The organism is Zwartia sp. (assembly GCF_049655405.1).
In the GTDB taxonomy this organism is placed as follows: Bacteria; Pseudomonadota; Gammaproteobacteria; order Burkholderiales; family Burkholderiaceae_B; genus Zwartia.
In genome coordinates this window covers 1-19,883 of the sequence record NZ_JBASJR010000011.1, presented here as the reverse complement: position 1 = coordinate 19,883, position 19,883 = coordinate 1, and the positions used below count along the sequence as shown (strand labels likewise).

The window sequence follows — 19,883 nt, the reverse complement described above, 5'->3', positions numbered from 1 at the left end:
GTACTCCTTGTGGATTAGTTAAAGCGGAACAACATGGCATTGGTTTCGGGATGTGCTTGTATGTCATCAGAAGCAATGGAAGTGCCCAAATGAAGAGGGGTTTGTTCTCTACCGTTGGCAGTGAGGTCAATCATGTTTGAGACGTTGCTGAGTTGCTTGCGTTTGGAGGAGATGCTGTCTGCATTTCCGAAATGAATCTGATGGGTCACACCATCTGCAGAAAACGTCATGTGAGAGCCAGCTTGGGAGCGTGAGGTGTCGATATCAATGTGTTTGACATGTGAAAAAATGGAATTGATATGCGCAAACACATTTGCGGCAAGATTGGGATTGAACTGACGATCAATAAAAGCGAGGCGTGGGTAATAGCCTCTGTCGACATCCATAAAGGTGTCGAAAATGTATTGCACTGAATCCGAACTTTTTGAAAACAACATTGCTGCGCAGACTTTTTCAATCAATGCGGCTTCATTGTCATTGGATTGGGCAATGCTCGGGCCACTGAGTTTGAGGGAGGCAACAATCTGGCAGTTGTGTGTGGTTGCAAAGGCCTTTAACAAAGGGGCAACGATGAGTAGATCTTGATCGGACTCTACGCGGACAGTGATGCCATCGATCGCTTTTGAGTCAAGCGCTTCGCGAATAAGAGACGCTTGTGTCTGCAAGTCCTCAGTCGTAAATCCAGATTTCACAAAATGACTGAAGTGTTTGCCATCGTAATGAGAGTCATCGTAGGTATGGATCTTGCACCAGAATATCTTTAATTGTGTTTGAGCTTTAAAGTTGAGGAGTGTTGAAAGATTCGCTTGAAAACGGCTAGTGCTGAGATTGGTTTCGATTCCCATGACCCCTGCCTGTTCAAGATTGACTGCTTGCAGGTTTGCGTTGGGCACACCCAAAGAAGTGAGTAAAAAGCGATGCCCCATATTGGCCAGAAGCTGCATGCGACGGCGCGTGGCAGTATCGAGCGCATCTTGATCTGTCACTTTTGAAAGCTTGGCGCCCATTTCCCAAAGCGCTAGCAAGGGATAGTCATTGCGCGCCGATTTTCTGCCAAATTCTTGTACGCCACCTGTTGCGGGGATCTGTGCCACCTCAGTCCATGTATGTCTGAGCTCAACGCCGACATGATTAAAGTCCGAAGATTTTGGATGGGTCAGATATTGCACTGAACGATTCAGACTCTTTTGAGTGGCGCTGGTACGTACACCCATCGTTCGGATGGGATAGGCGATATGGCCATCTGTAAAAACGTCCACAATGAAATAACCAAACTTTGCGACATCACCACGACCAAATTCAATTTCTGGTTTGACGCGATAAAACTCAGAGTAGTCGTGCCTGAGAAAGGCAGTGGAGGGCAGCATATAAAAATCTGATTCTTTGAGCTGCTCGTACCAAAAGTTGTGAACATGGCCGGCAAAGGAGGCTTCGACATTGGGTCGTTTCATCAAGTCAACAAGCCATGTGCGGCCGGGCTCATCGAGGTTGTCGTAGCTGCCGCGTTCAGTTTCGCTATAAACAAAAGGCGGGTAATGCATAAACAAAAACACTCTTTTATTTGCTGCCGAATCAATTTGATTCTCAAGCCATGTTTTTTGTTCTTCTTCAGCGCCCAGTCCGGAATTGATCAGGAGTGAGTTAATCAGGATGCAACGGATGTTGTCGACATCCACGCTGTAATAGTCTTTTCCAAAGGCTTTTCTATAGGCCTCGAGATGCGGGTCGCAGATCTGATCAGCGGGCATCCAATCGATGCGCTTGTCACCGACGTCATGATTGCCTGGCAGCACGTGTAGTGGGCACTTTAGCTGGCGAGTGATCTCTTTAAATTGATCAACCGCTTGCATAAAGGTTGGCAGAGCGGGCATCGGGTGCACGATGTCACCGAGATGGATGACGAACTTGGGTTGTGGATCCATCAACGCAATGTCTTCAAAGACAAAGCGAGCCCGCTCGTTGGCAAGATGGTTTGTTTCGAATGGAGAGCTCGAGATGTTGTCGCTCTCGTTGACATGTGTGTCAGCGACCACTGCAAACGAAAACAGCGGTTTTGCTGATCCTGAAGGTCTTTTTTTCTGATGCATGCTTTAATTCCAAATAGTTGAATTTAATACCGAATAGTTGTAATTGATTATGTTTATACAAAGTTACAATGTCAATTAGAAAATTCAACGCCAGAGGCAAATGTAAAAATGAGAAGTCCAAAAGACGCTCTAGAGAGCCGAGATCCAGGATTTTTGGACATGAATGTGCTTCAACAGCAGCCGCAGTTCGCCTCCACGCTCGCCAATGGTTTAGCTGTTCTGGGTTGTTTTGGTCTGGGTGAGCCTCTGTTGGGCAACAAAGAGTTATCAGAAAGGCTTTTACTGGCACGCCCCACAGTGACGCGATTGACCTATACCCTGATGGGCTTGGGTTACCTTAGGCGTGACAAAGCTTCGGGCAAATACGCGCTTGGGGCGGCAGTCCTTTCGCTGGGATACCCACTGTTATCTCAAATGGCAATCCGCCAAGTCGCCGGTCCTGAAATGATGGAGCTGGCGTGCTTGGCAAATGGTCCAGTTTCAATGGGAATGAGGGATCGTCTACAGGTGGTCTATGTAGAGACGGTGGTGGGAAGTGAGAGTAATTTCACAAAACCAGGAATCGGATCAACACGGCCTTTGCTACGCACCGCAATGGGACGGGCATTGCTGTATGGACATACACCTCAGGAACGCGGGTACATCTACAGTGGTCTGGAATCAGTACATCCTGAGGACTATCAGTTGAGACTTGCGCCTACAGAGCTCGCTTACAAACAGATCAAGTCTTCGGGATTTTGCACAGTGATTGGCGAGTGGCAGCCCACGCTGGCGGCTGTAGCTGTTCCTTTGGGCGTGCGATACAACGGTGTACCACTAGCGTTTAATCTGACTGTTGCGACATATGAAGTGGATGAAAATACATTGATACAAAAATTTGCGCCCCGGCTATTAAATCTAGTCCGGGGCGTTGAGCGTTCACTCGGATTGAGTTGAAGCGTTTAGTTTGAGTTATTTAACTTGTTGAGGGCTGCATGTTTCTCTTGCGTCTCATTAACTGGGTGATCAACACCAGCGTAAACCCGGCAAAACCGACCACATCTGCCCAGTTGTCCGGGTAGGTGAGGGCCACACCTGCGATCACCATGATGGTGCGCTCGAGGATATGGGTTTTCTCGATAAACCAGCCTTGCAGGCCACCTGCCAGACACACTATACCGATAGCAGCGGTAAAGGTGATCCAGCCGATTTGGAGCCAGTCCGCGTTGGCGAGGGCTTTGGTTGAGCCCATCAGCAGGAGGCTGGTGCCCTCGTCGCCCAGCACAAACATAAAGGGCACCAAGATCGCGGGTGCGACGTACTTCCATGTTTGAAGGGTGGTCTTGTAAGGATCGCCTTTACAAATCGCGGCTGCCGCAAAAGGTGACAGCGCGGTTGGGGGCGAAACCTCTGACAGCACGGCGTAATAAAAGATAAACATGTGTGCCGCAAAGTCTGGCACGCCTAGGTTGATCAAGGCAGGAGCCGCAATCACGGCACAGATAATGTAGGAGGCTGTGACGGGAACCGCCAGTCCGACGACCCACACGACCAGACCGGTAAAAATCGCAGTCAAGAGCAGTGAGCCACCTGCATACTCGATCACGATGGAACTAAATTTCAAGCCCAGACCGGTGAGTGTCACCGTGCCAACAATCAGGCCGGCACCGGCGCAGGTGACGGCAATCGAGAGCACACCGTTCGAGCCGTTGGCGAGAGCCTTAACCAAGTTTGACTGATAGAGGCCTTTGAAAAAGGGTTCACGACCACGCAGCCAGTCATAGGAGATGATGGCGGTATCGCGTCGAAGCATACTGGTCGCGGCCGAGACGATGGTCGCCCAAAACACTGACATGATGGGTGAAAAACCGATCATCATGAACACCACGATCGATATCAGCGAGAAAAAGTGAAACCAGTATTTTTTGGTGAGCGACCAGGCGCTTTCCGCGGCTTCGAACGACATTTTCTTCATGCCGTATTTACGCACGTCGATCTCTACCATGATGAACAAACCCAGGTAGAACAGAATGGTCGGAATGCACGCCATCAATAAAACGTCGAGGTAGGATATTTTTAGAAAATCAGCAATCAGGAAGGCTGCGGCGCCAAGTACTGGTGGAGAGATGATGGCACCCAAGCCACCCGCAGCCAGCAAACCGCCTGCAGCATTTTTTTCGTAGCCGACTTTGTCGAGCATGGGGGCGGCCACAGAGCCCACCGTTACGGTGGTGGCAACTCCAGAGCCCGAGGGGCCTCCCAGCAAAAAGGAAGACAGCACGATGGTGCGGCCCACGCCAGAGGACTTTCCGCCCATGGCAGCAAAGGAAAAGTCGATGAAAAACTTGCCTGCGCCGGTGAACTGCAAAAAGGCGCCAAAGATCGTAAACAAGATGATCAGTGTGGCGGAGACGTCGAGCGCGGTGCCGTAGATCCCTTCGAGGGTCATGTACATAAACCCGACAAAGCGGCCGATCTCGTAGCCTTTGTGTGTCCAAGGTGCAGGCAGATAATTGCCAAAGAGTGCGTAGAGGATGAACAGGATGGTCACGCTCACCAAGATCATGCCATTGGTGCGGCGCAGGCCTTCGAGAATCATGAGAATCAGACCGACGCCGATGGCGATGTCTAATGGAAGGGGGTCGGTATTGCGATCAGTAAAGTCATCGCCACCGTTCAAAATATAGAACGCGACAAAGATCGAAAAGCACGCGATGAGCAAATCCCACCACATCAACCGGTTTTTAAAACGTGAGGTGAGCGGAAAGGTCAGAAAGACAAGGAAGAGCACGATTGCAAGGTGAATCGTGCGCAGGATTTGTGTCGGGACGATTTCGTAGGCTGCGTACAAGTGAAAGATCGACATGCCGACCGCGCACAGCGTCAAAAAGACCGCCAATATGCCGCGATAGTCATTCGCATCGCCTTCTTCCTGGCGGATTAATTCATCTAGTTTTTGTTGTGTGGCGCGATCGATGGACGACTCACTCATAGCGATACCTGGTTTTCAATGTATTGATGATGCGATTAAAAAAATACAGCAAGTGCGCTTGAAGACGCACTTGCTGAATGTGCTGCTAGAGTCAAGATGCGTTCGTTTACTGAACGTTTTGACCCTTTTCTTGGAAATACTTCAAAGCGCCTGGGTGAAAAGGCAGCGGTGTGGCTGCAGCCTTTTGGTTTTCCAGTTTGACGCTGTCGTATTCACGATGGGTACGCACTAATTCTTCTTTGTTGTCGAATACCGCCTTGGTGATTTTGTAGGCTTCATCGTCAGACATCTTGCCGTTGACAACTAAGATATTGGAGACCGACGCGTTTTTGTTATCACCAGCCATGCCAGAGTATGTGGCCTTGGGGATGGTGTCTTTGAAATACAGATTGCCGTATTTCTTATTCATCGCATCCACCGCATCGGCGTGGTCGATCATGACAATCTTGGTGCCGGGAGTATTGGCCAGATCAGTCACGGCAGCAGTTGGCAAACCACCAACCCAAAAGAATGCATCGATCTTACGGTCTTTGACGGCGTTCACGGACTCAGCGACGCCGAGTCGCTCGCGACGCACATCTTTGTCCTTATCCAGACCAGCGGCTTCGATTAAACGGAAGGCCATCACTTCAGTGGCGCTTCCTGGGCTACCTGTGCTGACGCGCTTGCCTTTGAGGTCCTTCATGGTTTTGATACCGCTAGCTTCAGTCGTCACCACATGCATGCGGTTTGGATACAGCACGAGCAGTGTCTTGACGTCGACTTTACGGCCTGAGAACTTGTCCTTACCGTCGAGGGCGTCTTTGGCCGCGTCTGACATCGTAAAGGCCAGGTAAGGTTTACCCGAGCCGATGAGTTTGAGGTTGTCGACGGAGCCGCCGGTGACTTCTGCAGTGGCGGACATGCCAGGTACTTTTTTGGTGAGCACCGCTGCCAGACCACCACCCATTGGGTAGTAAACGCCGCCTGTACCGCCAGTGGCGATTGAATAATTTTCAGCGTGTGCGGCGCTTGCGCACAGCACTGTCAAACTCAGGGCAAGTGTCTTTAATATTTTCATTGCAATCTCCGAGACATTTTTCTTGAGGATCAAGCCGAAAGGGAGCAATGCGTTCCATTTGACGGCTTGATTCACGTTGTTCGAAGATAACTCAAATTAACGAGTGGTTCAATGCAGGTTTCCCTCTAGATTGCGTTAAAAGCCCGTATCAGAGACAGGGAGTTTTAGAGCGTGGGAATGGGTACAGCACCCTCGGGAAGGGGCGTGCGATTAACATTGAGCACCATGGAAACCATGACGTAATAACCACTGACCACCATGAGATCCACGATGCCTTGTTCGCCGAAAAGGTCATATACGGCTTTGTAATGTGCATCGCTCACTTGATGTGTGGCGTGTAACTCGTGACAGAAGTTATAGACCGCTTCTTCATCTGGCTGCATGTTTTGTGGACGCTTGCCGAGTGCCAAGTCCTCTGCGAGCGCTGGATTTAACCCTTCTTTAAGTGCCAGTCGCAGGTGCGCAAACCATTCGTATTGCGCGGTCCAAGTACGAGCAGTGACCAAGATGGCAAACTCATTCAAGCGCTTTGGGATGCTGCTTTCAAAACGAAGGTACTCGCCGACTTTGCGTAAGCGTTCGGCCAAGACCGGGCTACGAAGCAGCACATTGAATGGTGCACCAAGACTGGTGGCACCTTGGACAACGCCTTTACTGCCCGTGCCTGAGACTGGTCCAGACATCAAACCATCAAAATACTGCTTTTGCTCAGGCGACATCTCATCAAGGTGAAGACGCTTGAAGCGTTGTTCATCTGCAGGGGTGTTGCTTTGGTTACTTTGACTCATTAAAAGGTCTCCAGAAGCGATTGGCTGTGTTTATTTTGATATGTCAGCCAGTCAGTCAAATTAAAATCAAATTTTTTAAGAAGTTTAATGGTTTTGCCTCATCGCACCTAAAAATAGATGGGTTCTGATATAAGATTGTTAAGCAAAGCCATTCTTTGACAGGGGTTAATCTCCGGGTTGCGCTTAAAAAGACATCAAATCGAAGAATCGGTTTAGGATCAACGCCCAGAGGGGGCAGGTGTCAAATGAACAACACACTAAGTTTGAAGCGCACGATTCAATCTTTATTACTGAGTATGGGGTTGCTCACCTGTGCTGCACAAGCGCAGTGGCTGAGTTTGCACGAAGATGCCTCACTCGTGACTTATACCGAGCGCGGCGAAATCTTGAGAACAGATATTTTCGTCAATGTCGCCGAGATGTTGGATTACAAGCAGAAAATGCGTGATCAGCAAGGAATGATGTTTCACTCCGTGGTGATTCGCGCGCAATACAACTGTCGTGACAATCGGGTTCGCACCTATACGATTGATTTTCATGATGAACGTATGGCGGGCGGACAAATCGTCAAGACAGAAAAAGTTTACAGTCAGTGGCAACCCATCAATCCCCGAAGCGTTGAACAAAATTTAAAAAACTTCGCTTGTGATCCAAAGTAGTCGTTAAAGGTCTTTCATGGACTGGGATGAAGCACTGCGAGGGTTATTGACAGCGCTCGGCATCGGATTGCTCATCGGTGTCGTGCGTGAACGTGCGCATCTGGCGACAGTCTCCAAAGCAGGCACACGCACTCATGCCTTGATTGCGGTACTCGGAGCAGTCACTTGGGGGCTTGGCACAGCGCCATTTGTCGCCACCCTTGTTGCGGTTGGTGCACTCGCTGTGATTGGCTATCTAAAAACGGCAGATGCTGACCCGGGTATGACGGGTGAAATTGCGATTGTGCTCACATTTGCGCTGGGTGGTTTGGCACGCGATCAGCGTGTGATGGCGTCTGCGCTCGGTGTGGTGGTGGCAATCTTGCTATATGTCAAAAAACCTCTCCAGCGTCTCACGCATGATTTGATTAGTGATCATGAGTTAGAGGATGTATTGATGCTTGCCGCGGCGGCGGTGGTCGTCTGGCCTTTGTTGCCCGCGCAGCCTCTCGACCCTTGGGGTGTGTTGGACTTAAACATGGTTTGGCGGCTCGTGGTGCTGGTCATGGCGGTAGGCATGTTGGGTCATATCGCACAGCGGGCTGCAGGTGCCAGACTAGGCCTGCCACTTGCGGGTTTTTTTTCCGGCTTTGTTTCTTCAACCTTGGCAGTCGCGAGTTTTGGGAGCCAGGCCAAAGGAGCTCCAGTATTGACGGCGGTCGCGAGTGCAGGTGCATTATTGGCAAATTTGGCTTCCTTGTTATTGATGGCAGCGGTCATTGGTGCTGCTGCACCCGACCTATTGCACGAAATGATGGTGGTCTTGCTCTCCTGCGCAGGGGTGTTGTTGGCCGCGTCATTGTTATGTTTGTTCAAAGATGGACATCGCGTAGTGCTGCCTGAAACAGTCAGCACGCGTGCGTTTAAATTAACGCATGCGATCTCGATCGCGGTCATCATTGCTACAGTCATCATCTTGACGGCTTGGTTGCGTGAACACTTGGGTGAGGCGGGTGCCTTAATCACCGCAGGCTTGGTCGCACTGGTCGAATTGCAAGCTGCCGCGGCAAGTATTTCGCAGTTGAGCGCGACGGGTTCACTGGAGCCTGACTTTGCTCAGTGGGGCGTGCTCATTGTGTTGGCCTCGGCCTCGGTTGCTAAGGCGGCATTAGCTTTTATGAGTGGCGGACTGCGTTACGGTCTCTATGTGGGTGGCAGCCTAGTGATCATGATGGCGGCGGCAATCACAGTTCAGTTATTAGTGGCGCACTGAGAGCTTCTGCGAGAGGTTTGCCTTGGAAAAGTGACCTCGGCAATTAGAATTCAATACTTGCAATTCTCCTCTGTCCGCACACAATGAGTCAGGCAAATTACGATGTTCGCATCGCGCTGGTTGAAGATGATCCCTTGCTGCGCAAGGAGATTTTCTATCATCTGAAAGAAACCGGATTCCAGGTTTTTGGTGTTGCAAACGGTAAGTCGCTTGATGAACTGTTGATCACTGAGCCGATTGATATCTTTATATTGGATCTCACGCTTCCAGGTGAAGACGGACTGAGTATCGCCCGTCGTATTCGAAAAAGCATCCCCAAGGTTGGCATCGTCATGATGACGGCACGCGGTTCGGTCGCGGACCGGGTCAAGGGCTACGAATCAGGTGCTGATATCTATCTGTACAAGCCAGTGTCGCCCGAAGAGCTCACTGCTGGTTTACATAGCCTGATGCGTCGACTCAATATGGATGTCGTCAGTACGCGCTGGAAGTTATGTCTCAAAGACCGCTCCATCGCCGGCCCAGCTCAATGGCAGCGCGCTGTCTTGACCAATAGTGAAAAGGTGTTGCTAGTGGGACTCATTCAGGCCCCGAATCACACGCTTGAAAATGAAGTCATTGTCGAAATATTGAGTCAGCGTTCAGGCGTTGAGGATATGGGAAAGCGCGCACTCGAAAGCTTAGTCAGCCGTTTACGGCGCAAGCTCGGTGAAATTTCTGAACCCGGTGCGGATGTCGCTGTGAAGTCAGTATGGGGCGTGGGATATCAGCTTTGTATTGCGGTAGATATAGAACCCTAATAAATAAATGGAAAAAAGTATGTCTGGATTAGTGACTTTGAAATCGGATGTTGTGATCGAACCTTTGGTGGAGCGTTGGTACGCGTGGTCCCATTTGATTTCTCCTGCAACCGCTTCTTTAAATGTGCCATTTCGCCATTTAACCTTGTTGGAATCATTTGTCAGCGCACCTGATATTCATGCGGCCGCTTGTCAAAATCCGAGTTTGCGAGGAGGTCCTTTTGTTGATCTTCCTTTGGAATCAGTTGATGAGGTCCGCGCGCTGATTGCCAAAACGAAAGAGCGCCAATCACAACAGATTGCTTTTGGTGAAGGTTTGCGTGAAGCCTATCGCGCCATTCTAAAACAGGCGGATGGCTTTAGTATTGAAAAGTTTTACGAGACTTTACCCGCTCCGGTGAGGGGGTATGTCGAGTTGTTTTACACGCTAGGTGGCCATCCAGATTTACGCGTGATTGAGCCGTTGCTCTATAAAAGTCCGGCTTACAACCCCGCTTCTCAGTCTGCGTTGATTTATCAAGCCAACGGTGATGACCGTGCCTTTGCCTTTAGTACGCCTCGACTCTGGCGTCCAGATGCGGTGGAGTTAGAGCGTCCGTTTAACGACGAGATTTATGATTATTTGGCGGCATTGCGACTCACACCGCAGCCTCTTCAAGCGGTACTCGAGCGCTTGGCACAAGCGGGAGTAAACAATGAAAAATTCCGTGATTTCCTGACCGAGACTCCTCCGGCTATTGTCGATCGCACGCACAAAGGTGGAACCCGATGGCGCTATTTTGGACATGCCTGCGTCTTGGTTGAAGCCAATGACGGTACAAATGTCTTGGTAGATCCCATTGTGGCGTATGACACGAATGGTGGAATCAAACGTTTTGTCATGGCAGATTTGCCCGAACGGATTGACTATGTCGTATTGACGCATAATCATGCTGACCACGTACTGCTGGAGACCTTGTTGGCTTTGCGTTACAAGATCGATACCATCGTGGTACCCAGTGCAGGCGGTGGCTTAGCCGATCCATCACTCAAGCTCATGCTGCAGTCGATAGGCTTTAAAAAGGTAGTAGAGCTTGAGCCTCTGGGCAGTGTGGAAAAAGGTGAGATGCTGATTACTGCCTTGCCATTCCTCGGGGAGCACGGTGATCTGGATATCCGTTCCAAGGCGGCGTGGCTCGTCAAGGCAGGCTCACAAAACTTGCTTTTTGCGGCAGACAGCAACAATCTGGAGCCCTTGATTTATGAACATCTCAAGCAGATCTTTGGTCCGATTGAGACATTGTTTATTGGTCAGGAGTGTCAGGGTGCACCCTACAGCTGGACCTACGGGCCTTTGCTACCGGTCCCCGTTGATCGCAAAAAGGATCAAACACGCAGACTCAATGGCTCAGATGCCGAGCGTGGACTCAAAGTCGTCAAGAGCTTGGGTAGTCAACAGGTCTATGTGTATGCGATGGGTGCTGAGCCATGGCTGCAATATGTGACCAGTATCGATCCTTCAGAGGATACGGTGCCTGCCACCAATGCAAGACAGCTGGTAGAGGCCTGTCGTGGGTTGGGCCTACATGCTGAACGATTATTTGGTAGCGCCGATGTGACGCTACCGGCTTGATATTTAGCGACCGAGTAAGCGCTTGATCCGGTGTTTCATCCGGAACAAGTGCGACATTCCGTACAAATATGCGGCTTGTGGTGCTTGGCTGTAACGCCAGATTGGATCGACTTTCCAGAATCGATTGACCGAGCAAATGTAGTCATTGCCCAGCGCCTCGATTTCATGCCACCAGCCTACGGGCATATAAAGCGTCTCGCCTTCGGCAAGGTCCAGCGTTCGACGTTCGGACAATGCTGCGCGCAGGCGAGGAAATTTTTCAAAATCTGGCTGATCAATGTAGACCTGACTAAAGTTAGGAGTCAGTCCGCCGTGAGACATTTCAAAAGGGTAGAGCCCTTCTTGGACGCTTGGTGGAAACAAAGAAATACGTTTTGTTCCACGAAACTGTGAAAGTGTGCCATCTTGACCATCATAGTGTAAGGGCTCGACATGACCACCTGGGCCGACCCAAACGTTCACATCGTTAGGGAGTTGTCGACGCAAACCAGTCTTTTCTGCAATCAGATCAATGCCAGGACCTACCACGCGTCGAAAAGGTGTTTTCCCCATATCAACCATCGCGAGGTAAATGCTGTCTCGTTTTGCGCTCCCGTTTTTCAACAGGTTGCAATACTCACTCACCGTCATTTTACGAATGTCGCAATAGCTTTTCCATTCTGCTTTGGGTGTCGTGAACCGTTCAGTGCCATAGACTCGCACTGGAACTTCCATTGAGCCAACATGCGACATGAGTTTTTCAGTATCAACAGGAATTGAATCGCTGAAAGCATCGGTCAAAATAACTGGTTTGTTATGGCGTTGAAATTCGTGATGAAAGAGATCTGGCGTGAGATAGTGAACGGATACGCGCTCGATTGAGTCATGGCTGGCAGACGCGCTGTTTGGTTGTGAGTGATTCATCTTTCTCAAGCTGGTAGAGCGATTTGTTCAATATCAAGGGTCGCAAGGGGGCGGTAATCTCGTCCATTCAGAAACTCCGGTCTGAGTGTTTCGGGCTGAATGATAGGAGTATTGCTAACTGCGTTGTAGGTCAAAATTGCAATACGTCGATTATTGGGTGAGATATTTGGGGGCGAGGCATGAACGAGATTGCCATGAAACCAGACGGCTGTCCCTTTTTTTCCTGTCGCAGAAAACAAGCCACCTTTTGCAACGAGTTTCGTGACAAGAGGAGCATCAATCTGATAGGTGAGAGAGGCGCTGACGTTGCCTTCCCAGCCTTCCGGCGCATCTTCAGCCTTAGGCGCATCGACGCAACCGATCGAGTGAGAGCCAGGAATAAAAAACAGGGGACCATTGAACTCGTCAATGTCGTCAAGAAAAATCATGACGCTCACGATATTCGCGGTTGGAATATTGTCTTCGTTGCGCCAGTAAACATAGTCTTGATGCCACGGCCACATCTCGCCCGAAAACGCTTGTTTCACATTGACTTTAAGCTGATGGATGTAGACGTCATCGCGCAGGAGTTGCTGAGCAGGCGTCAAAAACTGAGGGGCACGAATTAATTCGCTGTAGGTCTCATCGTAAAGATGACAGCCATGAAAAGCACGATAAGTCTTGCCGTCTTTTTCAAGCACATGACCAGGGTGTGCGTGTGTTTCAAAATCAAGCGTGCAGGCGAGCAAGTTTTCAACAGCAGCTTGACTGAGTGCCTGATGTTGGACAAAAAAACCGTCACGCTCATAGGCGGCAATTTGATCGGGGGTAAGAGTCATGTTCGCGTTATCCAGTCTTTGCTATCGTGAGCGCTTAGGCAGCGGTCGCCTGTGGTTGCTTTTGTTCGTGATAATGCAACGTACCGCGCTGAAGAACATGATCTTCGGAGACTAGATCGCCCAACTCAATGTCAGGGATGCCTTTAAGTTCAGCAGTCATTGCATCTAGATTGAGGTGTGCGATGCGAATCAGCTCATTCATGTCTTTAAGGACAAAATAAGTCTGCTGCAAGTCGTAAATCCAAAACTCTGAACGCATGACACGCTTGGCATCAAACTTCACGAGGTTAGGCGAGGGGTTTTCAAGCGCAAACAGAATTTCTTTTTCCGAAGAGGCAATGGCTGCACCAAAACTACGGATGCCATCTTCTTCTTGCACTAAACCGACTTCAACGATGTACCAGTACAACCTTGCAATGCGCTCTAGCACGTCGTCTTGTTTGAGCTGGTGCGCCTTGACTGCAGCTTGGCCACAGCTTTGAATAAAGTCTCCCATCAGCGGATACATCAACAGAGGGATGTGTCCAAAGATATCGTGAAAGACATCTGGATATTCTTGATAATCCATCTCGTGCGGTCTGCGGATATAGCAGCCGGACGGAAAACGACGATTTGCCAAGTGTTCAAAGAAGATGTGATCTGGCACGAGTCCAGGCACAGCGACAACCGTCCAGCCTGAGTGTTTGTGCAAACGTTCAGATAGCTCGACAAAATTGGGGATCTGATCCGAATCCATCGGAAGTTCCCGAATACCTCGTTCGAATAGTTCGCAAGCGCGACCTTTCATTAGTTTGGTCATGCGCTGATAGAGCGTGCGCCATGTCGCATGCTCTTGTTCGGTGTAACGCTCCCAACCTTGATCGATCGTCCAATCAGGACGTTCAGGCTGGTAATTTTCTAAATTAACTGGATCGGCGGGTGCGATCAAATCTTTCTGGCTGGACATACACTTGGGCATCCGTTGTCGAGAGCCTAGAGCTTAATGAGTTATGACGTTGGAGACCTCTCAATTACTTGCAAAACAAAGCTTTGCGGGCAATCCGCTGACACATTTTGTGAATGTGTCAGCCCTTTTCCTAAAGATGGTTTGATTCGGTGTGTTTTATGCGCTCGCGAGATATTTCATTAGGGCATTGGCAAACGATGAAAGCGTATCTTTGCGCCACAAAATGTCAGAGTGGCTCGCCGCAACTTGAATCGTTTTTGTCGGGCCTGACGTGTAAGGTGACCAGTCATAAATAGAGGGATCCTCCGGCGCTTCTTCAAGTGTGGCCTTGACCAGCATAATAGGTGCCTGAACGACCGAAAGTTCGTGATGCGCGGTTAGATTGCTGGCTTGGACAGAGTGGTCAAGCATACGTTTGAACCAATCCAGTGGCATCTCAGCAGGGATCATATTGACCGAAGCCATATGATCTCGGATTTGTAAGAGCAAATCTTCCTCCTCTGCATGCTCAGCTTGTTTGATTCCGGCATCCTGCGCGATGGCTTCGATGATTTCCTTGGCGCGTTCTTTTGGATCTTCGCTCAGGCTGTTTCTCGAAATAGTTGCAGTATCAACAAGGATCAGCCTGTCAACCAGGCAACCTTGTCGCTCGAGTTCGGCCGCCATGGCGTGTGCGATAGTGCCTCCAAGTGACGTGCCCAGCAGTCGATAAGGCCCTTGTGGACTGACCTCACGGATCGCAGCAACGTATTCAGCAACAACCTCCTGCATTGAGGTATGCGCAGTTTCACCCGCTTCTAATCCTTTGGCTTGGAGCGCCCAAACCGGTTGATCAGAACCGAGTGCTTTGGAAAGATTGCCATAAACACTCGCGCTGCCGCCTGCTGGGTGAACGCAAAACAATACGGGTTGCGTGCCCGTTTTACGCAAGGGGACGAGCGGGGTGTAGGGACGGGTATGACCTTGATCAATGAGTTTGGCGAGTTGCTCAGGGGTGGGATGTTCAAAGAGTGCTCGCATGGGTAACTCGAAATGACAAGCTTCTCTGACTTTCGAGACAAGTCTCATCGCCAAAAGAGAATGGCCACCTAGAGCAAAAAAGTTATCTTTAATGCCAACTCGATTGGCGCCTGTTAAAAGCGTAAACAGTTCGCATAACATGATTTCGGTCGTACTCTGAGGCGCTTGGTACGTTTCTCCTCCGACGATTTCCGGGTCAGGCAAGGCGCGTGCATCAAGTTTTCCGTTCGGAGTCATCGGCATCCGGTTAAGGACGACAAAATTAGAGGGCACCATGTACTCTGGAAGACTGACAGATAGTGTGTCCTTGAGCTGAGCAATAAATAGCCGATCAATATCTCGAACTGTAGGTTGATTGGCGAGATCTGGCCATTTTTGTTGCGCAAGAGCCGCTTTTGGATAAAGGAATGTGCTAGGAAGGCCTGAATAATTCTTGGCAAGGCTATGTTTGACAAAATACGCGTCAAAAAACTGCTCGGGATGATCCTCAGAGAACATCATGCCCACCCAATAACCAAGCGTTTCAGCAAGTTGATAAATATCCTCTGGACGTATTGCGTTTTGCGATTGATGTTTCGCAATAGCCTCAAGCTGCGAAACGGTCTCTTGGGCATCGTGCTCTTGTTGCGCATTCAAGCGAGAGAGAATATTCACATCGCGACAGAGTTTTCCATTCGTCAAGCCTTTTATCCAAAGCCGATCAGGATGTTCTTGAAGCAGGATCGTTAAGTCTTGAAGTCCAACGGAATGCGTGCGTGCGTCAAGTACTTGTTCCTTTGACGGTAAATTGATGTGAGGCGCTTGACGATTGACATGAATCACCACATCACAACGGAAGAGAGACATTTCATTATCAAAGGCACTTCGTTTTAAAGAGAATTCAACTTGATTGATTTCAGGAAATTTTTGTTGAAGTGCTACAAAGAGTTCGGGATCGACTAATAATTCCTCTTCTGCTTCTACGCGACGCTTGACCTGATCCCGCAATGCCTGAACGGAAAGGGTGGGTTCTGCTTTCGCGTATTCAATTGAAGCTGTTCTGAGCTCAAGCAAATTCAGCAGGCAGACATCGCCAACAAAAATTTGTCCGCCATTTTTGAGCTGTTGAATGCAGCGACCAAGAACTTCAACGAAATAATCAACATTTGGAAAATATTGAGCGACTGAGTTGATGACGACCGTGTCTACGGGCTGGTTAAATACAGGAAATGCCGTGTCAGCCGCTTGGTGATGCAACGAGACATTCTTTAAGCCTAAATGCTCGGCTTGCTGTTGAAGTGCTGCAATAGTGACACCAGAAAAGTCGATTGCTGTGTAGTGACCAATGGTGCGGGCGAGAGGGAGTAATAGCAGTCCTGCACCGCAACCAATTTCAAAAATATGTCGTGGTTCGAGTTCGCGTATTCGGCGCTCCGTCATGTCGCGCCAATCGTGCATTTCGATTGAAGCAATCGGTTGTCCGGTATAGCTACTGAGCCACCCTGAGAAATCGGGCTCGCCTGGATGCGTTGACTCTCTATCTTGATAGATCGAATCCCAGACCGTATTGAAATTTTCAAGTTGCTCTTGGGTTGTTTTTAAGATGTCTTCGCCAAGCAAGCTGCCATGGCCTTTCACCACGTAAGCAACTAAGCGCTTTTCACCTGAAATCTCTTTGACTTGAACGCTGGCTTGACTCACGCCAGAAATAGAAGATAGTGCATTTTCAATTTCACCAAGCTCGATTCGGAATCCTCGAATCTTGATTTGCTGATCTGCACGACGAATGTATTCGATGATGCCATCGCTACCCCAGCGGGCCAAGTCGCCAGTTCGGTACATGCGGGCACCCTCAGGACCAAAAGGATTCGCGATGAATCGTTCTGCGCTGAGTCCTGGGCGGTTGACATAACCTTGAGCGAGTGCGGCACCAGAGATATAAAGCTCTCCAGTCACGCCATCTGGCACCAAAGAGAGGCTGTCGTCCAACACAAACATCTCATAATCTTGCATGGGTTGTCCGATCGGAGCAGGGGTGGTCTGCGATCTGAAGATTTCCAGCGAAATGGCTTGGGTACTCGCCCAGACAGTGGCTTCAGTTGGACCGTACATATTGGTCACAGAGGATCCAAACTTGAGCATTTGCTGTGCCAGACGATAAGGCAGTGCTTCGCCACCCACCAGCATGCGTAATGACGAGGCTTGCTCATCGGTGTCACTCACAACAAGATCCCAAAGTGAGGGAGTCGCTTGCATCACGGTGATGTCGTGTGCGTGAATGGCGTGTCGCAGCGAGGCTGGATCTTTTGTTTCCTGCGGGCTGAGGAGGGTGATTGATGCGCCATTGAGCAAGGGTAAATACAGCTCAAGCGCTGCAATATCAAAGCCAATTGTTGTGATTGCCAAAAGGTTGTCGGTTTTAGACAGAGGTGTGGCGTGTTGCACCGCATCCAGAAAGACCGCTAGGTTATGGTGTGTGAGCCCGACACCTTTAGGTTTGCCTGTGCTGCCGGAGGTATAGATGACATAGGCTAGATGCTCTGGTTGCAATGCTGCTGTGCGCTCTTGTTGCATGATGGGTGCAAGGGATTGTTGAGCACATTGCGTGGTAAGTGAGTCTTGATCCAGTAGCAGCGTAAGCGGGCAGGTCAAATGATTTCTGAATGAATCAGAAGCTGTGAGTTCAGTCGTACTGAGCAAACATTTGGCACCGCTGTCAGTCAGCATGTATTGCAAACGCGCTGCGGGATACTCTGGATCAAGCGGTAAATATGCTGCTCCAGTTTGTTGGACTGCGAGCAGTGCAACTAGCATCTGTGGGCTGCGATTGAGCAATATTGCTACCAGTGAGCCGGGACCTATCCCTTGTGCGATGAGTACGCGCGCTAGCTGCGTGGATTGCCCGATTAGCTCGGTATAGGTGAAACGCTCCTGAGTTTTTTGGTGTTGATAGACCAGGGCAGTCCGTGTTGAGTGTTGCGTAGCAAGATCTGCAAGTCGTTCTGCAAAGAGGATGTGAGTTGACAGGTTGTTTGCTGCCGCTCCCATTTTTTTCGTGCTGCGCTTGAGTAAAGCTTGGCTCTCTGTTTCACTGAGTAAAGAGATATTGGCTAAAGCAATATCTTGTTGTTGAGAAAAGTGACTGACCAGATGGGCAATGCGATCCAGGATCCAGCGTGCATTGTGTTCATCCAGTCGATTTTCGTCATAGGTCAAGCGCAACAGAAGCTGCTCGCCAGGCACTGCAATCAGCGAAATTGGGTAGTGCGTACCATCGACGCCTTGTGAATCAGTTTGTGTCAATGCGCCGCTTTTTGAGGAATCTTGATTGACATCAAGATTACCGGAACTGTAATTTTCAAAAATAAACAGTGCCTCAAATAAAGGCATGTTGCTTGCTTGACCTGTGCTGGCCAGTTTTTGAATGCGTGAAAGGCCCAAGTGACCATGTGCATCTTGTTGCGCTTGCTCATCTTGTTGCTGACGCAGCCACGCTAAGAGAGTCTGTGCGGGCGACAGAGTCAGGCAAAGGGGGAGTGTTTCAATAAACAGTCCTACGGCTTGATCGATATTGTTAAGTTGACTGCCTCGACCGTTTCTGACGCTTCCAATGACCAGATTATCTGTTCGGCTGAGCTTTGCCATGAATAGACCAAACAGGCCTTGAAGTGCCGAGGCAGGTGTCAATCCATGTTCTCGGGCAGTTTTTTCAAAGTCCTGTGTACTTTGCTGATCAAGATGCAGCCTGAGGTCACCCATACCTTGTTTGGGCGAAGTGGGACTCGGCAACATCAGTTGGCCTGCATCCTCTGCTGTGGCCAGATGCCGTTTCCAATAGGCGAGCGCGGCCTCTTCAGGCTGTTGTTTGAGCCATAAGAGGTGCTCATTCCAGTCGAAGGGTCGTGGAAGTTGAACAGCGACGCCGGAGAGTTCTGCCTCGTAAAAGCGCGCGAGGTCTTGAAGCATGAGTGGCGTTGACCATCCATCCAGCACCATATGATGATTTGATATCAACAGTGCAGTATTGTGCTCGTCAAGTTTTGTGAGTTGCGCCCGGAATAAGGGTCCTTTTGTTAAGTCAAAGGGCGTGTCCATATCCATTTGACGCAATTGTGCAAGTCGTTCCTGGGCAGAGCCGCTCAAGGCAAGAATGGAACATCCTTGCGTCGCATCGCTCAAAATGACGCCTGTCGCCTCTAAGGTTGCAGGTGCAACAACCACGAGTCTTAGAATCTTGTGTCGCTGAATCAAGAGTTGATAGGCACGCTGCATGGCCGCCAGATCGAAGTCACCACTAAAGGTAAAGACCATCTGAACATGATAGGGATCGATTGCGTTTTCGTCGCGCGATAAGCTTTCAAACGCCAGGCCTTGCTGCAGTGTCGTCAGCGGGACGACATCTTCAAGAGCCGGATATTGCCTGACGAGTATATCGAGCGCACTTTGTGTGAGCGCTTGACCCATGAGCTCAAAGTCAGACGGTGTGTACCGGTTGAATAGCGGATCTTCCAGGCAATGTCGGGTCAGGGTAATCAGTGCTTGTGTATAGGCATGAACCAATGCTTGTGCGGAGGACTCATCATGCGCATGCTTGCAATATGCGACGCTAAAGCGCAAGCATCCTTGAGGATCAATCATTGCATTGATGTCGAGTAATTGCATGCGTTGACGATTAGGGTCGTCTTGGCAGGCTGTGAGTCCGCCTTGATCAAACAACCACTGTTCATGCTGAGGTGATGCATGAGCTGACTGATCGTTTTTATTTTCTTCGTTAAATTGACCAAGATAATTTAAGACGATTTGAGGCTGTGGGCATTCCTCGAACAATTGTTTGCTTTGTGCATCAAAATGACGCAACACACCGTAGCCGATGCCTTTGTCAGGCAGGGCGCGCAGGTCTTCCTTGATTTGTCTCAAGGCCAGACCGGGTGCTTCGGGCGCGGACCAGTCGAGTTTTCCGATGCGTAAGCGCAACGGGAACAGGCTGG

At 49.8% G+C, this 19,883-nt stretch carries 13 protein-coding genes; 5 read left to right on the top strand and 8 right to left on the bottom strand.

Going from position 1 to position 19,883, the window contains the following annotated elements:
* Nucleotides 1-14: 14 nt before the first annotated feature.
* On the bottom strand, nucleotides 15-2,087 hold the full coding sequence (locus tag WBJ47_RS07865; protein WP_422243191.1) for a metallophosphoesterase family protein: 2,073 nt from the start codon (nucleotides 2,085-2,087) through the stop codon (nucleotides 15-17).
* A gap of 159 nt (nucleotides 2,088-2,246) precedes the next feature.
* Here WBJ47_RS07865 and WBJ47_RS07860 point away from each other — a divergent pair, with 159 nt between their 5' ends.
* Nucleotides 2,247-3,023 (top strand): IclR family transcriptional regulator, encoded by a 777-nt coding sequence (locus tag WBJ47_RS07860; protein ID WP_422243192.1) that lies wholly within the window; start codon nucleotides 2,247-2,249, stop codon nucleotides 3,021-3,023.
* 19 nt (nucleotides 3,024-3,042) lie between these two features.
* Here the strand turns inward: WBJ47_RS07860 and WBJ47_RS07855 are convergent, their stop codons facing one another.
* The 3 genes from WBJ47_RS07855 to WBJ47_RS07845 form a co-directional block, all read right to left on the bottom strand.
* Nucleotides 3,043-5,058: a TRAP transporter permease gene (locus WBJ47_RS07855; protein WP_422243193.1), complete on the bottom strand. Its 2,016-nt coding sequence runs from the start codon at nucleotides 5,056-5,058 to the stop codon at nucleotides 3,043-3,045.
* A 106-nt stretch (nucleotides 5,059-5,164) separates the two neighbouring features.
* Nucleotides 5,165-6,118: a TAXI family TRAP transporter solute-binding subunit gene (locus tag WBJ47_RS07850; RefSeq protein WP_422243194.1), complete on the bottom strand. Its 954-nt coding sequence runs from the start codon at nucleotides 6,116-6,118 to the stop codon at nucleotides 5,165-5,167.
* Between the two features lie 164 nt (nucleotides 6,119-6,282).
* Nucleotides 6,283-6,906 carry a carboxymuconolactone decarboxylase family protein gene (locus WBJ47_RS07845; protein WP_422243195.1) on the bottom strand — a complete coding sequence of 208 codons (624 nt, stop codon included), beginning with the start codon at nucleotides 6,904-6,906 and terminating at the stop codon, nucleotides 6,283-6,285.
* Nucleotides 6,907-7,151: 245 nt separating this feature from the next.
* Between WBJ47_RS07845 and WBJ47_RS07840 the strand changes: the two genes are divergently transcribed.
* The 4 genes from WBJ47_RS07840 to WBJ47_RS07825 all read left to right on the top strand — a co-directional run bounded on the left by WBJ47_RS07840 (nucleotide 7,152) and on the right by WBJ47_RS07825 (nucleotide 11,229).
* The gene (locus WBJ47_RS07840; RefSeq protein ID WP_422243196.1) at nucleotides 7,152-7,565 is read left to right on the top strand and encodes a surface-adhesin E family protein; all 414 of its coding nucleotides are present in this window, start codon (nucleotides 7,152-7,154) and stop codon (nucleotides 7,563-7,565) included.
* Nucleotides 7,566-7,581: 16 nt separating this feature from the next.
* Nucleotides 7,582-8,817 carry an MgtC/SapB family protein gene (locus WBJ47_RS07835; RefSeq protein ID WP_422243197.1) on the top strand — a complete coding sequence of 412 codons (1,236 nt, stop codon included), beginning with the start codon at nucleotides 7,582-7,584 and terminating at the stop codon, nucleotides 8,815-8,817.
* A gap of 83 nt (nucleotides 8,818-8,900) precedes the next feature.
* Nucleotides 8,901-9,617: a response regulator transcription factor gene (locus WBJ47_RS07830; RefSeq protein WP_422243198.1), complete on the top strand. Its 717-nt coding sequence runs from the start codon at nucleotides 8,901-8,903 to the stop codon at nucleotides 9,615-9,617.
* Nucleotides 9,618-9,636: 19 nt separating this feature from the next.
* A complete protein-coding gene (locus WBJ47_RS07825) occupies nucleotides 9,637-11,229 on the top strand; it encodes an MBL fold metallo-hydrolase (protein WP_422243199.1) in 1,593 nt (530 codons plus the stop codon).
* A gap of 3 nt (nucleotides 11,230-11,232) precedes the next feature.
* Here the strand turns inward: WBJ47_RS07825 and WBJ47_RS07820 are convergent, their stop codons facing one another.
* From WBJ47_RS07820 to WBJ47_RS07805, 4 genes are all read right to left on the bottom strand, one after another.
* Nucleotides 11,233-12,132: a cupin-like domain-containing protein gene (locus tag WBJ47_RS07820; protein WP_422243200.1), complete on the bottom strand. Its 900-nt coding sequence runs from the start codon at nucleotides 12,130-12,132 to the stop codon at nucleotides 11,233-11,235.
* A gap of 5 nt (nucleotides 12,133-12,137) precedes the next feature.
* Nucleotides 12,138-12,950 carry a phytanoyl-CoA dioxygenase family protein gene (locus tag WBJ47_RS07815; protein WP_422243201.1) on the bottom strand — a complete coding sequence of 271 codons (813 nt, stop codon included), beginning with the start codon at nucleotides 12,948-12,950 and terminating at the stop codon, nucleotides 12,138-12,140.
* A 34-nt stretch (nucleotides 12,951-12,984) separates the two neighbouring features.
* Nucleotides 12,985-13,896: a phenylalanine 4-monooxygenase gene (gene phhA / locus WBJ47_RS07810; RefSeq protein WP_422243202.1), complete on the bottom strand. Its 912-nt coding sequence runs from the start codon at nucleotides 13,894-13,896 to the stop codon at nucleotides 12,985-12,987.
* Between the two features lie 156 nt (nucleotides 13,897-14,052).
* Entirely contained in the window at nucleotides 14,053-19,869 is a 5,817-nt protein-coding gene (locus WBJ47_RS07805) for an amino acid adenylation domain-containing protein (protein ID WP_422243203.1), read from the bottom strand.
* Between the last annotated feature and the right edge of the window lie 14 nt (nucleotides 19,870-19,883).

Bases quoted from the DNA above. Each gene is read 5' to 3' on its own strand.
- WBJ47_RS07845 (WP_422243195.1), bottom strand. From the start codon at position 6,906: ATGAGTCAAAGTAACCAAAGCAACACCCCTGCAGATGAACAACGCTTC.
- WBJ47_RS07860 (WP_422243192.1), top strand. From the start codon at position 2,247: ATGAATGTGCTTCAACAGCAGCCGCAGTTCGCCTCCACGCTCGCCAAT.
- WBJ47_RS07840 (WP_422243196.1), top strand. From the start codon at position 7,152: ATGAACAACACACTAAGTTTGAAGCGCACGATTCAATCTTTATTACTG.
- WBJ47_RS07855 (WP_422243193.1), bottom strand. From the start codon at position 5,058: ATGAGTGAGTCGTCCATCGATCGCGCCACACAACAAAAACTAGATGAA.
- WBJ47_RS07815 (WP_422243201.1), bottom strand. From the start codon at position 12,950: ATGACTCTTACCCCCGATCAAATTGCCGCCTATGAGCGTGACGGTTTT.
- WBJ47_RS07830 (WP_422243198.1), top strand. From the start codon at position 8,901: ATGAGTCAGGCAAATTACGATGTTCGCATCGCGCTGGTTGAAGATGAT.
- WBJ47_RS07820 (WP_422243200.1), bottom strand. From the start codon at position 12,132: ATGAATCACTCACAACCAAACAGCGCGTCTGCCAGCCATGACTCAATC.
- WBJ47_RS07835 (WP_422243197.1), top strand. From the start codon at position 7,582: ATGGACTGGGATGAAGCACTGCGAGGGTTATTGACAGCGCTCGGCATC.
- WBJ47_RS07825 (WP_422243199.1), top strand. From the start codon at position 9,637: ATGTCTGGATTAGTGACTTTGAAATCGGATGTTGTGATCGAACCTTTG.
- WBJ47_RS07850 (WP_422243194.1), bottom strand. From the start codon at position 6,118: ATGAAAATATTAAAGACACTTGCCCTGAGTTTGACAGTGCTGTGCGCA.
- WBJ47_RS07865 (WP_422243191.1), bottom strand. From the start codon at position 2,087: ATGCATCAGAAAAAAAGACCTTCAGGATCAGCAAAACCGCTGTTTTCG.
- phhA (WP_422243202.1), bottom strand. From the start codon at position 13,896: ATGTCCAGCCAGAAAGATTTGATCGCACCCGCCGATCCAGTTAATTTA.